15 protein-coding genes and 3 pseudogenes are annotated in these 16,396 nt (G+C 65.7%); 8 read left to right on the top strand and 10 right to left on the bottom strand.

Going from position 1 to position 16,396, the window contains the following annotated elements; translation table 11 throughout:
• Nucleotides 1-4 precede the first annotated feature (4 nt).
• A complete protein-coding gene (locus tag E1H18_RS05470; RefSeq protein WP_172264475.1) occupies nucleotides 5-1,636 on the bottom strand; it encodes a hypothetical protein in 1,632 nt (543 codons plus the stop codon).
• 107 nt (nucleotides 1,637-1,743) lie between these two features.
• Nucleotides 1,744-2,778 (bottom strand): DUF2726 domain-containing protein, encoded by a 1,035-nt coding sequence (locus E1H18_RS05465; protein ID WP_172264473.1) that lies wholly within the window; start codon nucleotides 2,776-2,778, stop codon nucleotides 1,744-1,746.
• Between the two features lie 113 nt (nucleotides 2,779-2,891).
• Between E1H18_RS05465 and E1H18_RS05460 the strand changes: the two genes are divergently transcribed.
• Together E1H18_RS05460 and E1H18_RS05455 are read left to right on the top strand one after the other, a co-directional pair.
• Complete coding sequence (locus E1H18_RS05460; RefSeq protein WP_172264471.1) at nucleotides 2,892-4,322, top strand: hypothetical protein; 1,431 nt, start codon at nucleotides 2,892-2,894, stop codon at nucleotides 4,320-4,322.
• A 155-nt stretch (nucleotides 4,323-4,477) separates the two neighbouring features.
• Nucleotides 4,478-4,882 (top strand): helix-turn-helix transcriptional regulator, encoded by a 405-nt coding sequence (locus E1H18_RS05455; RefSeq protein WP_172264470.1) that lies wholly within the window; start codon nucleotides 4,478-4,480, stop codon nucleotides 4,880-4,882.
• 28 nt (nucleotides 4,883-4,910) lie between these two features.
• Here the strand turns inward: E1H18_RS05455 and E1H18_RS05450 are convergent, their stop codons facing one another.
• Nucleotides 4,911-5,144 (bottom strand): hypothetical protein, encoded by a 234-nt coding sequence (locus E1H18_RS05450; protein WP_172264469.1) that lies wholly within the window; start codon nucleotides 5,142-5,144, stop codon nucleotides 4,911-4,913.
• Nucleotides 5,145-5,315: 171 nt separating this feature from the next.
• Between E1H18_RS05450 and E1H18_RS05445 the strand changes: the two genes are divergently transcribed.
• Both E1H18_RS05445 and E1H18_RS05440 read left to right on the top strand, forming a co-directional pair.
• A complete protein-coding gene (locus E1H18_RS05445) occupies nucleotides 5,316-5,612 on the top strand; it encodes a hypothetical protein (RefSeq protein ID WP_172264468.1) in 297 nt (98 codons plus the stop codon).
• A complete protein-coding gene (locus tag E1H18_RS05440; protein ID WP_172264467.1) occupies nucleotides 5,613-6,521 on the top strand; it encodes a DUF3800 domain-containing protein in 909 nt (302 codons plus the stop codon).
• On the opposite strand, the gene E1H18_RS05435 is transcribed toward E1H18_RS05440, so the two are convergent.
• The 5 genes from E1H18_RS05435 to E1H18_RS05415 all read right to left on the bottom strand — a co-directional run bounded on the left by E1H18_RS05435 (nucleotide 6,440) and on the right by E1H18_RS05415 (nucleotide 11,755).
• Nucleotides 6,440-7,702 carry an SIR2 family protein gene (locus E1H18_RS05435; RefSeq protein WP_172264466.1) on the bottom strand — a complete coding sequence of 421 codons (1,263 nt, stop codon included), beginning with the start codon at nucleotides 7,700-7,702 and terminating at the stop codon, nucleotides 6,440-6,442. The genes E1H18_RS05440 and E1H18_RS05435 overlap by 82 nt on opposite strands.
• Before the next feature lie 49 nt (nucleotides 7,703-7,751).
• The gene (locus E1H18_RS05430) at nucleotides 7,752-8,192 is read right to left on the bottom strand and encodes a hypothetical protein (RefSeq protein WP_172264465.1); all 441 of its coding nucleotides are present in this window, start codon (nucleotides 8,190-8,192) and stop codon (nucleotides 7,752-7,754) included.
• Between the two features lie 87 nt (nucleotides 8,193-8,279).
• Nucleotides 8,280-8,717: a hypothetical protein gene (locus E1H18_RS05425; protein ID WP_172264464.1), complete on the bottom strand. Its 438-nt coding sequence runs from the start codon at nucleotides 8,715-8,717 to the stop codon at nucleotides 8,280-8,282.
• Nucleotides 8,718-8,950: 233 nt separating this feature from the next.
• Complete coding sequence (locus E1H18_RS05420) at nucleotides 8,951-10,117, bottom strand: hypothetical protein (RefSeq protein WP_172264463.1); 1,167 nt, start codon at nucleotides 10,115-10,117, stop codon at nucleotides 8,951-8,953.
• A gap of 165 nt (nucleotides 10,118-10,282) precedes the next feature.
• A complete protein-coding gene (locus tag E1H18_RS05415) occupies nucleotides 10,283-11,755 on the bottom strand; it encodes a HEPN domain-containing protein (RefSeq protein ID WP_172264461.1) in 1,473 nt (490 codons plus the stop codon).
• A 146-nt stretch (nucleotides 11,756-11,901) separates the two neighbouring features.
• Here E1H18_RS05415 and E1H18_RS05410 point away from each other — a divergent pair, with 146 nt between their 5' ends.
• Nucleotides 11,902-12,420, top strand: a complete 519-nt coding sequence (locus E1H18_RS05410; RefSeq protein ID WP_172264459.1) for a hypothetical protein — start codon at nucleotides 11,902-11,904, stop codon at nucleotides 12,418-12,420.
• A 722-nt stretch (nucleotides 12,421-13,142) separates the two neighbouring features.
• On the opposite strand, the pseudogene E1H18_RS05405 reads toward E1H18_RS05410, so the two are convergent.
• A pseudogene (locus E1H18_RS05405) lies at nucleotides 13,143-13,424 on the bottom strand (hypothetical protein); the annotation flags it as partial.
• Nucleotides 13,425-13,535: 111 nt separating this feature from the next.
• Between E1H18_RS05405 and E1H18_RS27230 the strand changes: the two are divergent.
• The 3 genes and pseudogenes from E1H18_RS27230 to E1H18_RS05395 all read left to right on the top strand — a co-directional run.
• Nucleotides 13,536-13,691 (top strand): annotated as a pseudogene (locus E1H18_RS27230) (DUF4236 domain-containing protein); the annotation flags it as partial.
• 111 nt (nucleotides 13,692-13,802) lie between these two features.
• The gene (locus E1H18_RS05400; protein ID WP_241735900.1) at nucleotides 13,803-15,119 is read left to right on the top strand and encodes a hypothetical protein; all 1,317 of its coding nucleotides are present in this window, start codon (nucleotides 13,803-13,805) and stop codon (nucleotides 15,117-15,119) included.
• 51 nt (nucleotides 15,120-15,170) lie between these two features.
• Nucleotides 15,171-15,275, top strand: a pseudogene (locus E1H18_RS05395) (integrase); the annotation flags it as partial.
• Between the two features lie 59 nt (nucleotides 15,276-15,334).
• Here the strand turns inward: E1H18_RS05395 and E1H18_RS05390 are convergent.
• Nucleotides 15,335-16,342 carry an alpha/beta hydrolase gene (locus E1H18_RS05390; protein WP_206679027.1) on the bottom strand — a complete coding sequence of 336 codons (1,008 nt, stop codon included), beginning with the start codon at nucleotides 16,340-16,342 and terminating at the stop codon, nucleotides 15,335-15,337.
• Between the last annotated feature and the right edge of the window lie 54 nt (nucleotides 16,343-16,396).

The following is a 16,396-nucleotide window of genomic DNA, read 5'->3' as shown; positions in this document are numbered from 1 at the left end:
CCGGTCAGGGCTGAGGCGGGGCGACCCGCAGCGCCTTGCGACACAGCAGCATCGCCGTGAGCATGGCCCGCGCGGCCTCGTGCAGCGCCTCCTCCGTGAAACTGGCCATGCCCGTGTGCTGGCCGGCGTTGCGGTAGAGCACCGCTCGCAGCAGGGTCTGGGCCACGGAGAGGTTCGGACCGGTCGCGGGCAGTTCGGCGATCATGGCGAGCTGGTCGGAGAGGGGACGTTTGAGGGTAACGAGGTCATAGCGATCGCGCAGGATCGCGCCGACGTCGGCAACCGCGCCCCAGTACCGGGCAAGCTTCTTCATGAGCGTGCCCTTGTCGTCGCAACCGGCCTCGCGCAGCAGGGCGTTGATCAGATGCTCCAGGGTCGTGGCCAGGGTCTCGACCTCCTTGGCCAGGGCCGCATGGTCCACCGGGTCTCCGGTGAACTGGTGCTTGAGCATCGCCTCGATGCCCAGATGCACGCGCCATTGGCCATCGCGCTCGAGCCAATCCAGGAGATCGCCAACATCGGCGTCGGTCAGGATCAATTCGGGCGAGGCCAAGGGGGCCTGGGCGACCACCGAAGCCTTCAGCGACAGCTCCGCCCGTTGCCGCGCGCTGTGCGACCAGTCGGGGAAGATGACGTCGAGCGTGTTGGCGAAGTGGCCCGTCACCCGCCCGACCTCCACCGATAGGTCCGCGATGCCGACGCCATAGGCCGACATCGCCAGCCGCGCGGCCAGCTCGATCTGACGCTTGTACTCGGCGGCGATCTCCCCCTGGCCGCGCCGTCGCTTCTCGTCCCAGCGCTCGCAGAGATAGACGATGAAAGCCATCACCTGGGACCGGGGCGCCTCCAGAGCCGCCAGCGCCGCGACGGCGCGCGCGGCCTCGAGATCGGCCAGTTCCTGCATCTCGGCGTCGTTCAGGCGAAAGGCCGGGCCATCCTGGCGTTGAGCCAGCTGCAGAACCTTGCGGCTTCGCGCGACCTCCAGCTGGGCGGCGGCGTCGAAATAACCCGCCCAGGTCATGCCGTCGCGCAGGCCCCGCGGCCCCTCGAACGAGACATGCTGGTAGATCCGGTCCTGGGGGAGGGCGGCCAGGTCGCCATCCATGGCCAGGGCCAAGAGCTGCGGATCGCGGGTGTCGAACACCAGCCGCATCCCCGTCTCCAGCGCGTCGGCCACCAGCAGCGCCTGCCAGTCGTGATAATAGGTGTCGACCGCGTCCGGCACGGAGAACGGCTTGGCCCGGACCCCGACGATCTCGGTGTCAAAGCGGGTCCACGGTCGGAAGGTCTCAGGCGAGAAGGTCCGGGTGATCAGCGTCCCGCCCGGCGACGTCGGGTCCATGTCCAGCGGATGGGGCGCGGCCGGATCGGCGTCGCGCCGCCGCCAGCCGTCCAACGCGTCCGACAGCGCCTGGCTTTCCGATCGCTCCGTGGGCGTGGCCGGGGGCGAGGCCACGCCGCCCCGGCCTTCCACGACCAGGGCGCGGGGCCAATCGATGCGGGCGATGGGCGCGACCAGACCCACCCGTTCCAGGAACTCCAGCAGCCGGTCTTGGGACACATTCGGGGTCAGGCGCAGATCGGCCAGCAGGGCGCCGAAGGCCTTGTGATCGAGAAAGCGGGTGCGGTCGGTCATGGCGGCTCAGCTTGGCTGCGAGCTCTCTATCTTGGGGCGCGCAGGCCTTTGCGCCAGCCCGCGCGCTCCCATGCGCCGCAGCCCTCAACGCGAGCAGGCCGCGCGGGCTAGTTCACGCGACGCGGCCTCTCTCCGCGGATCGGCTTCATCGCAAAGACCGGCTGCACTTCGCCGACGTCGCGCGCCTGGGCCAGGGCAGCGTCCAGGGAACACCGGACCTCAAAGGGATCATAAGCCTCCTGGACGATCACCAGGGGGATTCCGACCGCCATAAGGGCCTGCGCCTTGATCACATCGCGAAGCTCGGCCGTACCCTGGCCATGGCCGCCGCCGAAATACTCGACCGCCAGCAAGGGCCGGCACCGCCAGTCGCAGACCAGGAAGTCGACGCGCTTGGAGCCGAAGACGCGGTAGAGGTCATCAGTGTCCGGCGCATCTTTCCGTGTGCGGATGAACTCACCCATATTGACCTGGACCATCACCCTCAGCTGCTGGGACCAGGCCCAGCGATCGAGAACCTTTTCGAACAGCGGCCATTCCTCGCGGTTCAGCAGGCGCTTGCGTTGGAGGGCCTTAGGGTGGCTCGCCAAGGCCGTTTTCAACCGCCCCAACGCTTCGCGCTGCCAGGCCTCCGCGTCGTCGCGCCGGCCGCCGGTCTCGACGTAGGCGTCTTCGGAAACCTCCACGTCAGTGTCGTCGTCGAACAGAGTGTCATCGCGCGCGCGATCCAGCTCGGGCTCGATTGTCGCCTGCCACGTCGCCGTTCGCTCCGTCTCCGCCAGCCCTACCGCCGGGGTCATGTGCGGCAAGGTCTGGATCTCGACCTGCGCCTGGTCGAACCGCGTCAGGTTTCGGGGCGCGGCGCCCTGTGTTCCAGCTTGCGGGCGGGCTCGCGTGCGTGCGTCGCCCGCCGATCGCGCCAGACGGTGACCCAGCAAGGTCAGCACAGCGCCCGCCAAGGCGACGGCGGTCAGCGTGTCCAGCCAGCTCGGCGGCTTGAGCATCACGCGGGCCACGGGATGGGGCGCGGCGGGTTCGGCCACGGCGCTGCGACCTGAGACGGAGGAAGGCGATGCGTTTGCGGCGCTGATCGGGAAAAGCAGGAAAACGGCCAGCAGGGCGGCGAGGAGGGGTTTGGGCATGGCCAACCCTAGGGCGAGCAGCCATGCCGAGCGCTGAATGTTTATTGCTAAGCTTGCGGTAACCCTCCAGCCTCCCGCCCATCGCCGCCCCTTCGCCAAGAGTCGCCTCGTCCATGGCCGCGCCCCTTACGCCGCCGACATCCTCGCAAAGTCTGGATCCCGCCCACTTTGGCTTTGACCTCAACAGCCGCGAGTGGGCGAGCCTGATCTATCTGGGCTTCTTTGCGGTCTGGGCCCTGAGCCAGCGCAAGATCCGCCAGAGCGCCTTGAACATCGCCAAGATCATCCTGGGGCCGAAGCTGGGATCGCTGTTTGCGATCATGACGCTCTATGTCGTCGCCATGGTCGCGGTGCTCTGGGCCTTGAACGCCTGGGAAGCGAGCAATCTGAAGACCACGCTTTTTTGGTGGCTGACGGTCGGGTTCACGGCCGTCTCCAAGGCCGTCGAAATCCCCAAGGATCCAACGGCGGTGCGGCGGATGGCCGGCGAGGCCATCGCCTGGACCGAAATCATCCTCTTCCTGGGCGAGGTCCACACCCTTCCGCTGTGGGGAGAACTCCTGCTCTTGCCGGCGCTCACCTTGCTGGGCCTGCTGCTGATCGTGGCGCAAAGCCAGTCCGAACACGCCATCCTGGTTGGCCCCCTGACCAAGCTGCAGATCTGGGCGGGCCTTGCCATCCTGGTCTTCAGCCTGATCGGCGTGATCAAGGACCCCGACGACTTCCTGACCTGGAACAATCTTCGCGAGTTCGCCGTCCCGATCATCCTCTCCCTGGCCTTCATCCCGTTCCTGCTGGTCCTGGCGGTGGTGATGGAGGCCGAGTCCGAGACGGTGAGCCTCACCTTCCGCGGCCACGACCGCGCCTTCGTCGGCTTCGTCCAGCGTCAGGCGTTCCTGGCCTTCGGCGTCGATTTCGCAGGGGCGCGACGTCTGACCCGCGATATCAAGCTACGCGACATCACCGATCGAGCCGGAGTTCGCGCGGCGATCGCCGAGATCAAGGCGGTGGCGCGCCAGGCGCGCCATCCGCCGCCCATCGATCGCGCTGTCGGCTGGTCGCCATTCCTGGCCGCTTCGGCCCTGGCCAGCCAAGGCCTGGCGCCGGGCGACTATCATCGCGCCTTCGGATCCTGGTCGGCCCAGGCCCAGACCCTCAAGATGGGGCAGGGGCCTTGGCGCCCGTCGGTCTCCTATTCCGTCACCGGCAATCAGGAGGCCGCCACCCGCCTGAGGCTTCAGTTGAAGGTCAACCAGCTGGGTCACGACGCGGAGATCGAGGCGCTTTGGCGTGACCTGGCCCAGGCTTTGGTCGGTTGGGCGCTGGGCGAGGCGGCCGTCGCGGATCTGACCCCGCGGCTGCTGAGCGAGGATCCCCAGACCCTGACGGTCGAGGGCGTGGTCATCCATCTCTCCTGGTCGCGGTGGGGAACCGACAGGCTGGGCGGCTGGGACCGCATCCTGGCCATCACCCATCCCGCTCACGTCGATGTCGTGTTCGACGGTGAGGCGCCGATCAGGCTTCCTGGTGAGGAGCAGCCCTGAGCGTGCGGCGGCGCATACGCCGCCTGGAAAACGGATGTGGCCAGTTGACCTCGCCGGGCTCGTGGGCGGACCTACTCGGAGAGCTGAGGATTTTCTGGACCGATCGGCGGCCTCGGAGGTTTCCCAAGGACGCTCTGGTCTGTGAGAAGGTCTTGATGGCGCCCGACACCACGCCTCATTTCGTCGATCTGCATGTGGGCGCGCGGCTGAGGATGCGCCGTAGGGCCTTGGCCCGCAGCCAGGGCGCCGTCGCTCAAGCCGTCGGCCTGACGTTCCAGCAGCTGCAAAAGTACGAGCGCGGGGCCAACCGCATCAGCGCCTCCAAGCTCCACGCGCTGGCCGCGGTCCTTCAGACCTCGGTGGCGTGGTTCTTTGAGGGACTGCCCGATCCTATGTCGGGGGAAGACGCGCCCGACGGGCGCGAAGGCCCGTCGCTGCACGCCTTCTTTCTCCAGCGCGAAGGCTTTGAACTGGCCAAGGCCTTTCCAGCCCTGTCGCCGGACTGCAAGGCCACGATCATCGCGCTGGCGCGGTCTCTGGCCGACGAGGCCGAGACCTGAACGCCCGGCCGGCCACAGGGCGGCCGCACTACAGGGCTTCGAGCAACCGATCGCACTGCGCCTTGATCGCGCCTGGCGCGGGCCGCGTGTCGAGCCACTGACCAAAGGCCAGGATCTGGTCCTGCTGAGCCGGGCTCCAGCCGCGGGCGCGCGCCAGGATCTGGAAGAGGTCCTTGGCGCGCGCCTGGGGCAGCGGCGCGCTGGCCAGGGTGCGGCAAAGCTTTCGAGCTTGGGACACGGCTTCGGCGGGGGTCTGCGGCATGGGGCGGCTTCGTCGAGGAAAGCCGGTGAGCTAGCCGGTTCGGGGCCACCCGTCCATGCCGCCGGTGCGGACGGCCTGCGCCGAGGCTCCTCTGCACGAAACCTGGCATGGGGCGGACTTGCGCCGGGGCCGCGGCGAGGCAATCTAAACCTGGTATCCAGGGAGGCGGACATGACGGGTCGGATCGCGGTCGAGCTGAGCAAAACGCAGAGGGCGATCAACGGGCTCTGCGCGGCGTCGCTCTTGTTGTTCGCCGGGGTGCTGCTGGAGAGTTTCGCCCAAATCGCCCCGACCTATCTGCGAGTCCTGGCGCAGGGCGGCGACGGGTTGAGCGCGACCAGCCTGGCGATCGCCGCCTGGCTGATGGTCCTGATGACCGGGAAGTTCGCCGCCAGCTATGCCGCCAACCAGCTGGCGGTCCGCGCCGTGGCCGGATGGAGCGACAGCCGCCCCGGCGCGAGGCCCTGATTGGCCCGGCCGCGCCGCGAGCGCCTGCTTCAGCCTGGACCCCTCCTGTGCTTCGTCGATGACTCTGTGGGCCAGTCCGGCGCCCAGCAGATGTTCCTGGCCGGCTATCTGAACCGCAAGGCCCAGTGGGCGGTGTTCTCGGCGGCCTGGCGCGCGGCGCTGAAGGCGCCGCCGTCGATCGACTACCTGCACATGGTCGAGGCGCAAAACCTGCGCGGCCAGTTCAAGGGCTGGTCCGAGGCCGATCGCGACCGCAAGGTGTTGGGGCTGGCCAAGCTGATCGCCGACTCCCGCCCTGTGTCGATGCAAGTCAGCGTCAGCCGCCAGACCTTCCAGGCGATCCTGGCCCCCAACGCGCCCTATGGCCTCTCCCAGCCCTACTTCACCTGCTTCTACGCCCTGACCCTGGGTCTGGCGCGCTTCGCTCACGCCGGCGGCGTCAAGGACCCCATCGCCTTCGTCTTCGACGAGCAGGGCGTGCTCGGCCAGGACGCCACCATGGTCTACGACTGGGTCAAGGCCGGACGGCCCGAGCCCTGGAGCCGGCTTCTCGGGCCGCCCCCGACCTTCGGCGACGATCGCAGCCTTCCGCAGCTGCAGGCGGCCGACATGCTGGCCTGGCACGTGCGGCGCGACGCCGAGGGCCTGGATCCGCCGGGTAGCCGGCCGGCGCTGGATCTGCTGCGCGGCGATGGCCGTCACGTCATGCTCAACCTGACCGCCGACATCCTGGCGGATCTGGCCCGCGACATGCGTACCGTCCCCAATCTCGACAGCGTGCGGACCAAACGATCCTGGCGCGACACCCGCCAGGCGATCCTGGCCCTTCAGGCCGCTGGCGCTGGCCCGCCCGAGGCGCTCAATGCGCCGTCCGCACCCGACAGCCAATCGGCGATCGCCTCGACATGAGCCGCCGCCTCCAGAAAGCCGCCCCGCCAAATCGCCGTCCGGGCGCTCGCTGAGACCTCGAAGCCGCCCGGGCCGGCGAGGCGGGCCGAATGCGCCCAGCCTTGCCCGCTTGGATCGGTGAACAGCCCAGCGGGGGCGGCCAGGGCGCGGTCGAGGTTGCGGCTCCAGGCGTCCCGGCGCTCCGGCATGGCTGGAGTCTGGGGCGAGGCCCAATCGAGCACCATGATCGGCGGCCGCGATGATGGGGCAAGGTCTCGCAGGCGGTTGCGCAGCGCGCGGTTCACATGGACGTCGGCAAAGCCGTAGCCGCCGATCAGGATCGCGTCGGCCCTATAGGTGTGGCGGACGAGCGCGGCGTGCATCGAATGGAACGGCTCGGGCAGCAGTTGGTCCAGCTTCAGCCCGCCCGCGATCAAGGTCGAGCGCGGGAAGGTGCGGCCCTCCGATCGCTCGTCGCCCAGCACGCTCTGCAGGCTGTCGTTGAAGGCCCCGTGGAGGTCCGTGCGCCAGGTCAGGCGCGTGCTGGCGTGATCGGCCAGATCATGATGGACGCTGCCGTGCAGGTGATAGAGGAAGTTCCAGCGCCGCTTGGCGTGCAGGCGCGCGGCCGCGAAGTCGGCTCCGACGAAGCCGGTGTCGGCATCGGGCCAAGCCGTCAGCGCCCCGGTGTCGTAGTTGAGGTTGAAGACGCCCAGTTCAAACCGTGCGCGCAGGCCGTCGATCAACCGCCTGTACTCGGCCATCGCCGGTCCCGCGGGATCGATCCGCCGCGAGCCCTGGCGGATATGGTCCGCCAGCGCGGCCAGCAGAAACTGGAGCTGGTCCTGCACCAGGTGGGCCTGGCCATAGTGGGCGGGGCGCGGGAAGGGTGGTGTGTCGGCGCCGACCAACTGGCGCAGGGATGCGCCCAGCGGGGCCGGCGTCACCCAGTGCGACAGGTGGGCCATGTCGCCCAGAACCGTCTCGAAGGTGACGGCGGGCCGGGGACAGGCCTGGCCGTCCGCCGCATAGGCCTGAGCGGCGGCTTCGACGGCCTGGTAGTAGTTTAGCTGTCCGTAGCGTCGGCTCCACTCGGCGGCCCAGTCCCGCATGCGCGCGCTCAGCGTCTCGACCTTGGGCAACCCAAGGCCGAGCGAGCTGCCCGCGCCTAGCACGACCAGAAGCTTGGGTTTGGCGGGCATGGATCTCGCGGCCTTCAAGGATGGGGTCTCGCGATCAGCATCGGCGCGATTAGGACGCCGCTTCCACGGTTCCCGCGGGGGTGACCCTCCAGAGGCAAAGCTCGGCCCCCGTGCGGTCGTCAATTACCCGTGCGTAGCGTGGCTTCTCCCATCCGGTACGTGGGGCCTCTTGAAGCTGTAGCAGCAGCGTTTGTCTGGCCCTTTCGATCGGATCCTCATCTGCGGGCCAAGCGATGTCACCTATTTCCAGATCTCCCGGCATTGTCCGATAGAGCTGGATCCACACCGGACGAGGTGTCGAGATCTCGTGGGTGGAGGGGAGATCAAGGACACGTCTGGTTTCGTCGAGCAGGGCGTCACTGAGGCCTGAGGCCGGATCACCCACCACCTTCTTCAACAGGTGACGTGCTTGCGCGTTGAAAGTGGGGTTTTCGGGATTGCCGAGGCCCTGGACGAGTTTGCGGATGTCATCTTCGTTGTAGGCGGCCATGGGGACTTCCTCTCTAGGATCCTGTGGCGTCGACGCCATCTCGTGGGGGCGAACGATAGCGCCCAAGTTCGCTTCGCCGAAAGGCCTCTAGGAGATCGGGTCCCACACGATGCCGGCGTCACCGAGACGACGATAGGGATCGCCGCCAAGCTTCCAATCCAGCGGCATCTTCTGGCGGACATCGGCGCCGGCCTTGGCGTCGAGATGGGCGCTTTCCTGCGGGCTGACCAGAACGATCTTCAGGTGGGCGGCGATGAAGGCGGCGATCTCCTCGTCGCTTCGCCCGGCCTTGATCATCTCGTGGCATTCCATCGTGATCACCCGCCTCGGCACCACGTGCTCGCGCCGTCCTGGCGCGGACCAGTTCTTCGACCGGCCCACGATGGTCAGGGCGTCAGGGATGATCGGCGGGTTGAGCAGGCGAGAGTCTGAGCTGGCCTTCTCCTCATAAAGGCTGCGGATACAGAAGGCCGCCCGCAGGCAGGCGCGATGGAGAAGGTCCGCTCTCGTGAAGTCAGGCGCCATGATCCAGTCCGATCTCTTGGTCCCAGATGACAGAGCCCATCGCAGCGTAACAACAGGCTGAAGCGACGCCTACGGCGGTTGAATTCAGGTGTGCTCACGCCAAGCTGTAGTTGGTCTAACGGTCCAACAGAAACACTGGCCGCAGCCCCTTCAAGCTCAGAATCTGCGCAGGCCCAATCCGCGCCGGCCCTACCGAATGCGCTGGCGGTCGTTCCGGCCATGCCGTCCTAGCCTCACAAGCCTCCCAAACGTTTCTCGATTTCCCAGATCGCGTGCTCGCGGTGATGCAGATGGATCAATGTCTTCTCGGCGATCACCAGATAGCGGTCGATGGTGTTGGACCGACCTAAGCCCCAGTTTCGAATGCCTTCGACAGCGCCGGACCGCTCCTTGAGCTGCATGGCGGTCGCATCCCTCAGGCCGGCCATAGCACGGGGATCAATGTCTGGATCAGGCCTTCTCGACTCATCCAGATCGCGCTTCATCGTGATCTCGTCCTTGAGGCCGATTTCGGTTTGGATCGCGTCCCATTCGCCTTTGTCGATCAACGCGAAGGCGGCATCATCGAAGGAGGCAAGGTCGGACGCGAAGCTGACCTGCAGGGCCGGTGGCGCGCTCCGTGCGGCGTCGTGAGCGCTCATCAAAAACCCGAGGCATTCAAGGAACGACCGTGGCGCGACCAGCCTCGCGTCGGGATATTTTGATACGATCGCTCGGGCCTTAGGCTCTAGATGCAGGAAGTAGCTGGCGAACAACGCCGCCTGTTTGTCGGCAGGTGAGGGGGTTCGGTCACCATCGAGCGCGGCCATTTCTTCGACATTGCGCGGCGCCAGGCCAGTTACGAAGACTTCGGCGGTTACGTCGGTCAGGCCTGCCATCCGCTCGATGGTCGCGGGTGTCGTCTTTTCCACAGGCGTGGCCGAAAATTCGCTCGCACCGGCCTTTTGGTAAACTTGAGCGACCAGCGCTGAGCAGAAGATGTTGTTCCCGGAGATTTCCCCGAAGATGCCAGCCGGAAATATCGATTTAGCCGCGCCAATATGGGCGTAAGGGCGACCCAGGTAGCTCAGCGCCGCCGATGCAGCCGCCGCAGCGATACTCGCATCGTGATAGCGAAGCACTCGGACGCCGGTAAGGCCGTGTGCGAAGGCGCGAGCCATCGACAAATTCCCGACGCCAGAAGTCACCGCCTCAAGCAAGGTTGGTGGCACGGTGCATATCATCACGTGATCGAAGTTGCCGCCCGTCGTCTTCAGGACGAGCTGCGACATCGCCCATCCAGCAGGCTTGGTGCCATGTTGGTTGCGCGTCAATACCAAGTCGCCAGCGCGTAGCGCGGCCACGTTCGGCAACAGTACGGCCAAGTTGTCGTACTTTGGATTGCTTCCGGCCTCGGCCAATGCGTCCTCCCTTCGCGCCTCGTCATGACCCTATGATATCCAGGCGGCCTCATGGGCGGCCCCTCGCGCGGAACGCGCGCGTAAAGGCAAGGCTATCACACGGTTGAGTTTACGGCTCCTCGGTCTGCTGCGCCGTGAGGTGTAGCCTCGCCTCCAGAACCGCTTCTAAGGCTGGGCGGTGAACCTGCGGCTGCGGAGATCCGCAAGGCGCGGGTCGTAGCCTGACACGAAAGCCTGGAACGGATGGCTGCCGCCAAAGCCGCGGGCGGGCCAGTGCGGCGACCAGCCCGCCAAGGCCAGGTCGTAGGCCACGAAAACGAACTCCAGAGCGTCGGTGAAGAATGTGACGAGAGCGCCGTCGTCATAGTCGAAGCGCCGCGCCGAACCGTGGACGAAGTGGTTTCGGCAGTCGACCGCTTCCTTCAGCACCTGGGCAAGGTCAGGAAGACGGTCAAGCACGCCCTGCGGAAGCCGGTCGGCGCAGTGAAGCACTTTGCGCTTCAGGCTGGCGCTGCCGAGCCGGCCCGCGGCGGAGCGGAGACTGTCCTTCTCGAGACTCTCAGGAAGCGGTTTCAAGAGCGCGAGGATCTTTTGCTGTACGGTCTCCAGCTCGGCCGTAAGCGCGACCTTTCTGGGCGCTGCGCTGGCCGGAAGGATGTCGAACATGTTGGCCGCCGAGACCAAGCGATCGACGTCGTAGCCGCGCGTCTGGCTCCATACCCGGTCGAGCCGCATTCTGGGCGTGCGCCAGGTGGCCTCGCGCGCCACCCAGCTTGCCAGGACCTCGCCGAACACCTCAGGATCCTTGGCGGCCTGGAGCGGCAGATCGCCCGGCTGCGGTCCGTACTGGGGGGACGGCCGCGGTGGTCTGAGCGACCAATGGACGCGCAGCCAGTCTTGCCAGGGTTCGTCGTCGTCGCTCGTCTCGAGGAGGAACTCGGTGGGCGACTGCTGGCGTCCGGTCAGTTGGCCAAAGAACCGCAGAAAGACCAGAAAGTCGTCCAGTGCATCGGCGAAGCATCTGGCTTCGCGCGGGGCGTAGGTCACCATCACCTGGTTGCTGATGCCGACGCCCATGATGCTTCCGAGCCGGCCGCGGGGACGATGCTCGGCGACGAGGCGGCCAATGTCAGTCTCGACCGCACAGATCTCCAACTTGCCGGTGAAGTACATCAACTCGGCGTAATCTCCGATCTCGACGGGGCGCCCGGCCTCGGCGACCAGGCGCTTGAAGAGATCGTCCCGAACCTGGCCGTGGACGGTTCCGAAGGCGGACCGGTCGTGGAAGATGATGTTGGTATCACCAGTGATGAACGCTAGCCGACGAACGCTGGCCGCCGCAGGATCGAAGTGACGAGGCCCAGCGACGACATGGTGCACGAAGATGTCGGCGTAGTAGAAAAGGCGATCGCTTGCGCCAGCCGCGGACAGGCCACTCGGTGGCAGGCAGCCGATCAGTGTGACGCTCACGCGGTTGGACAACAGTCCCTCAATAGTGGCGCCGTCGGCGACCTCGAAGCGTGTCTCATCGTGGAGGCGCAAGGTGGTGTCTGGCCCCCGGCAGTCGAGATCGCCGTCGATCCACCGATCGCCGATCCGGAAGCGTCCAGAATGTTTTGTGTTTTCCAGGTCGTGCACGATACCGGGTCTCGACGGCGGGGCTAGGCAAGCTGAACCATGTGTCTGCCCGATATCAAGGATATGCGCCCGCGGTGGAGGGCAACCGTAACCGCTTTAGAAGATATGCTTGAGGGCAGGCGTCAGTCAGCGAGGCACCGTTAGTCGTGGACCTGAAAGAGCAACTCGCCGTCTGGGGCTTCTATGGGCCAAGGCATACGCACACATGGAACATGCTGGTCCTATCCCATCGAGCGCTTGAGAGGTTCGGGGCGGACGAAGAGCTGACCATCGAAGTTGAGTACCACTGGGAGAATTTCATCATTCGGCTCTGGCTGTATCGAGCCAGGGTCTTGGCGCTGACGAAACTTCCAGCGATTGAAGTAGAAGCGAAGGCCGCGATCCGAGCTTTCGATGATCAGTTCACAGTGGATGGCGTTCGCCAGTTAAAGGCGATCCGCGACATGATCGAGCACTTCGATGACTATGCGTCTGGGATTGGGCGAGGGCCCGCGACTCGTGACGGCGAGCTTGATCCCTGGAGAGGTCTATCAAGTGATAGATTCGAGCGCGGGAGATTTGTCATCGAACGCACGCAGGCCTTCGATGCGGCGGTCAAGCTTCGGTCCGACGCCAAGAGCGCCAGCGAAGCGTTCCACGTGACCTGCAGCAATCTCAAAAGCTGAAGCGGTATCGCGATGATCAAGGAGCGAAGAGATTGCCGATCGGGACTCGTGTAATCGGCGCCCCTAGCGGGGCACTGGATACTGTCTCGTACTGTGGAGTAGAATTTGCAGCGACGGCGACCTCTTGGCATTCAAGAGATCTTCCGTGTTGACGGTCGCGGACGCCCTTTGTCGCTCCTAGGGATCCTCTGGAGTACAATAGCGTACTCATAGTAATCGGTTTCGTCCGACAAAGGGCGCCACCGGTCTTTCGGGTAATAGAGCTCTTTGAATTCAGAGGTTTAGTGAATTTTGGGCGCGGCGCCCTGACGTGTATTTGGCCGGGAAGCCCCGATATGGTCGCGAGGAATTTTTCGAGCCGAACGATCCATGGCGTTGGCCAGTCCAATTGTCTCAAGCGATCAGATTTAACGCCCCAAATCGTCAAGTGTGATGGCGGGTGAGGGGAGACAGCATCCGTCGTACTGTCTGATGCGATTGTGGTGAGCAGTCGAGCCTAAGACGTTGCGCCGCTGAGCGTCTGGAGCAAGTCAGCTCTCGACCCGTAGATCTTGATCTCGAGCGGAGAGATCACTTCCACCCGCCGGACTACGGCTCGAATGAGGTTGCGACGATAGGCGCCGTTGTGGCTCCGGACCATCGCCCTGGCTGCTCAGAGAAGGTCCGGACAAGCTATGCGTCACGTTAGGCGGGATCTGGTGGATCTTAGCGGCGGCGCGCTGCTATCGGGTTGGCGACGCCTTGCTCGATGGAAGGTAGAGGCGTTGCAGGCGTTGGTTGACCTCGGTCGCCCGCTTTCGCAGGTCGGCGACTTGGCGATGACGGCGCCTGTTCCAGTTGGCCCGGCGTTCGACAATCTTTTCCAGCACGGTCATCACTCTGGTCGGATTGAGCAGGCGATTTTCCATGTGGTCGATGACCGAGGCGGCGAGCAGGTCCATGCGCACGCTCATGCCGCTGCAACCGCGAGCGCCTTGCCGGGCCTTGGTGCTGCAGGTGTAGTAGCGATAGGCGCCGCCCTCTCAAGGCATTGCGCCATTCTCTAGTCTAGCTCTACTGTAACGCGGGCGGGCTGCGTGGGGTGTCGCTCCACGTGTGCAGGGGCGCGCAGGGAAATGGGACTACGATTTCGGCGATCAGTGCGGCTGTTTCCGGGCGTCAGGCTTAACTTCAGCGGCAGCGGGGTGAGCACGACCGTTGGAGTTCGTGGCGCCGCCGTGACCCTTGGCCAGCACGGCGCTCATCTTAACCTTGGCCTTCCCGGCTCGGGCTTATCTTACCGAACGCGTATTTCACCGCCGACGAGCAGGCCGCTGCAGGTCGAAGAGCCGGTGTCGGCCTGGCCTGAATCTCGACGTCCAATCCCTCGGGGCGCTCCAGGTGTGGCAGCGATCCCTGGAACCGAGCAGGAGATCCGCAGCGCGGACGTCTCCCAACTGACGAGCGCGGGGCTTAACGAGTTGAAGGCCCTGATCAACGCCGCCTGGCAGCGAAAGTCCGAACTTCTCCGCGAGCGTACCAATACGGCCGAGGTCCTGAGGCGCGCCAGGGGGCGTCTACGCTTGGCGGAGGCGGTGATCGTGCGCCTGGTCACGAAGCGCTGGGTCCCGGGTCTCGTGGACGCGGCCAACGCGGCGCACGACGCGCACGAGGACGTCAAGGCCCAGCTCGACGGTTGCTTTGTCGAGGTCGATTTCAATCTCGGTCCGCAAGCCCGGGCGAGCTACGCCAACCTGGTCACGGCCTTTGAGCGCGTCGCCTCCTGTCGCCGCATTTGGGACGTCACGAGCCGGGCAGGGGTTGATCGGGTCGCGGCACGGACAACCGCCTCCACCGCCCTGACGCGCGAGCCGGTGACTTTCGAGAAGGTGGAGCCAGAACTCGTCCGGACCGAGTTCAAGGCCCTCCGACTGGGCAACGCCAACGGCCGCCCTCTTCAGATCTATCCAGGGTTTTTCATGATGAGGGAGCCGAGCGGCGATTTTGCCCTGATCGAATTCGACGAAGTCGATTGCCGTTATGGCCCCTCAAACTTCATCGAGGAAGAATCCGCTCCCGCGGACGCGACGCAGGTCGGCGCGACCTGGAAGTACGCCAACAAGAATGGCTCGCGCGACATGCGCTTCAACAACAACTACCAGATCCCCGTGATGCAGTACGGCGCCTTCGCCCTCTCGAGCCAGACCGGCCTGGCCGAGGCGTACATGGTGAGCGACTTCGACAAGGGTGCCGATTTGGCCAGGGTCCTGGCCGAGCACGAGCGGCAGCTGTCCTTGGGAAGCAGCGCTGACGCCGTCGCCTTGCCGGCGCCGGTCGATGAGGCCCTCGCGGATCAGGACCCTTTTGAAGGGCCCCTGGCATTCGCCGCCAAGCCGCGCAAACACTTGGCGGCCGACTGGGTTCTGCTGTCGGTCATCGTGGTCGCGCTGGTTTTCGGCGCGGGCTGGACCCAGGCGCATTGGCCGAGAAGCGCGGGCGCCGCCGATGACGCTGCGGCCGTTACGCCCGTCGCAGGGCCGCAACCTGTTGTGGTCAAAAAGGAGCCGGCTCGGAACAAGCGCAAGGTCGCGAGCCGCGCCGCCGCCGCGATGCCGCCGGCGCCCGCCGCCGAGCCTTCCGAGCCCGACGAGGCTCAACCAAGCGCAACGGCGCCCGCCCAGACCGCGAGCAGCGAGGCCGTGGCCGCGGCGATCTACTAGTCTCCGTCAGTGGTCGCGAGGCCGGGGAGTTCCCTGCGTGCGCGGGTATCAGCCTGCCACCTCTTCCTCGGACACAGGAAGCTTGAGAGCACGGTTCGATACTGTGGGATCGAGGTCGATGATGCTCTCGAGATGTCAGAGCAGATCGACCTCTAGACCCCCGGTGGCGATCACCGCCGGCCGGCTTTAGGCCTACCGGCGGGCTGACGATTTGTTCAGAGCGTGCGGGCGAAGAACGGCGTCAGCTGTCCCATCGCCGCGTCGACGAACTTCGGCGCCCAATAGGTCTCGATGTGCGTGGCGCCGTCGATCTTGAAGAAGGTCTTGTCCTTGGTGCCGGTCGCCTTGGGGAAGGCGTCCTCGGTCATGTAGAGGCTGTCGGCCTTGCTGCCGGCCATCATCAACAGCGGCACGTCAATGAGGTCGATCTGGTCGGTCGCGTCCCAGCGCATCAGATCCAGCAAGCTGCTGGTCGTGTATTTGAAGGTCGAGCCCGCATGAGCGTGGGTCTTCCAGTAGTACTCGTAGCCTTGGCGATAGAGATCGAACGGCAGGGCCGCGATCTGGGCGTCGGTCAGGTTGGCGTCGCCGGAGTAGAGGATTTCACCGCCGGCCGCCTCCTGCGCGCGAGCGGCCGAGGCCTGGTCGAGGCGCTGCTGGATCGTCGCCAGGGCCGAGTCCTGGTAGCCGTTGCGGCGCACCCGGCCGGAATTGAACATGCTGAGCGTGGCCAGCGCTTTGAAGCGCTTATCGGTCTTGGCGGCGGCCAGGGAATAGCCGCCGCCGCCACAGATCCCGAAGAGGCCCAGGCGCTCCGCATCCACGCCGGGATAGCGAGTGATGAAATCGGCCATGCCGTGGATGTCCGCAATCCGGAACATCGGCTTGTCGACGCTGCGGGGCAGCCCGCCGCTGCCGCCCTGATAGGCCGCGTCCGCAGTGATGGTGATGTAGCCCTGCTCGGCCAGGTGCTGGGCGTAGAGGCCCGCGACCTGTTCCTTCACCCCGCCATTGGGGTGGGCCACGACGATCGCCCGATACTTGCGAACCGGATCGTAGCCCGCCGGGGTGTAGACGTTGGCGACGATGTCCAGACCGCCCAGTTTGTAGGTGACTGGATGGATATTGACCTTGCCCGGCTCGTTCTTGGTGATCGCGCCGCCATAGACCAGGGTGAAGGGGTTGCTGCTCTCGGCCGCCGCGGCGGCAGGGGTCGTGCTCATGGCCGTCACTCCGAGAATTGAGCCTGAAAGGGCGAGTGCGGACGCTCCAAGGAA

The organism is Caulobacter sp. RHG1 (assembly GCF_013181195.1).
Taxonomy (GTDB): domain Bacteria; phylum Pseudomonadota; class Alphaproteobacteria; order Caulobacterales; family Caulobacteraceae; genus Caulobacter.
The sequence above is the reverse complement of the archived record's forward strand: the minus strand, read 5'-3'. Positions and strand labels throughout refer to the sequence as shown.

Bases quoted from the DNA above. Each gene is read 5' to 3' on its own strand.
- E1H18_RS05445 (WP_172264468.1), top strand. From the start codon at position 5,316: ATGACGGGTCGGATCGCGGTCGAGCTGAGCAAAACGCAGAGGGCGATC.
- E1H18_RS05450 (WP_172264469.1), bottom strand. From the start codon at position 5,144: ATGCCGCAGACCCCCGCCGAAGCCGTGTCCCAAGCTCGAAAGCTTTGC.
- E1H18_RS05390 (WP_206679027.1), bottom strand. From the start codon at position 16,342: ATGAGCACGACCCCTGCCGCCGCGGCGGCCGAGAGCAGCAACCCCTTC.
- E1H18_RS05470 (WP_172264475.1), bottom strand. From the start codon at position 1,636: ATGACCGACCGCACCCGCTTTCTCGATCACAAGGCCTTCGGCGCCCTG.
- E1H18_RS05455 (WP_172264470.1), top strand. From the start codon at position 4,478: ATGGCGCCCGACACCACGCCTCATTTCGTCGATCTGCATGTGGGCGCG.
- E1H18_RS05460 (WP_172264471.1), top strand. From the start codon at position 2,892: ATGGCCGCGCCCCTTACGCCGCCGACATCCTCGCAAAGTCTGGATCCC.
- E1H18_RS05435 (WP_172264466.1), bottom strand. From the start codon at position 7,702: ATGCCCGCCAAACCCAAGCTTCTGGTCGTGCTAGGCGCGGGCAGCTCG.
- E1H18_RS05425 (WP_172264464.1), bottom strand. From the start codon at position 8,717: ATGGCGCCTGACTTCACGAGAGCGGACCTTCTCCATCGCGCCTGCCTG.
- E1H18_RS05430 (WP_172264465.1), bottom strand. From the start codon at position 8,192: ATGGCCGCCTACAACGAAGATGACATCCGCAAACTCGTCCAGGGCCTC.
- E1H18_RS05465 (WP_172264473.1), bottom strand. From the start codon at position 2,778: ATGCCCAAACCCCTCCTCGCCGCCCTGCTGGCCGTTTTCCTGCTTTTC.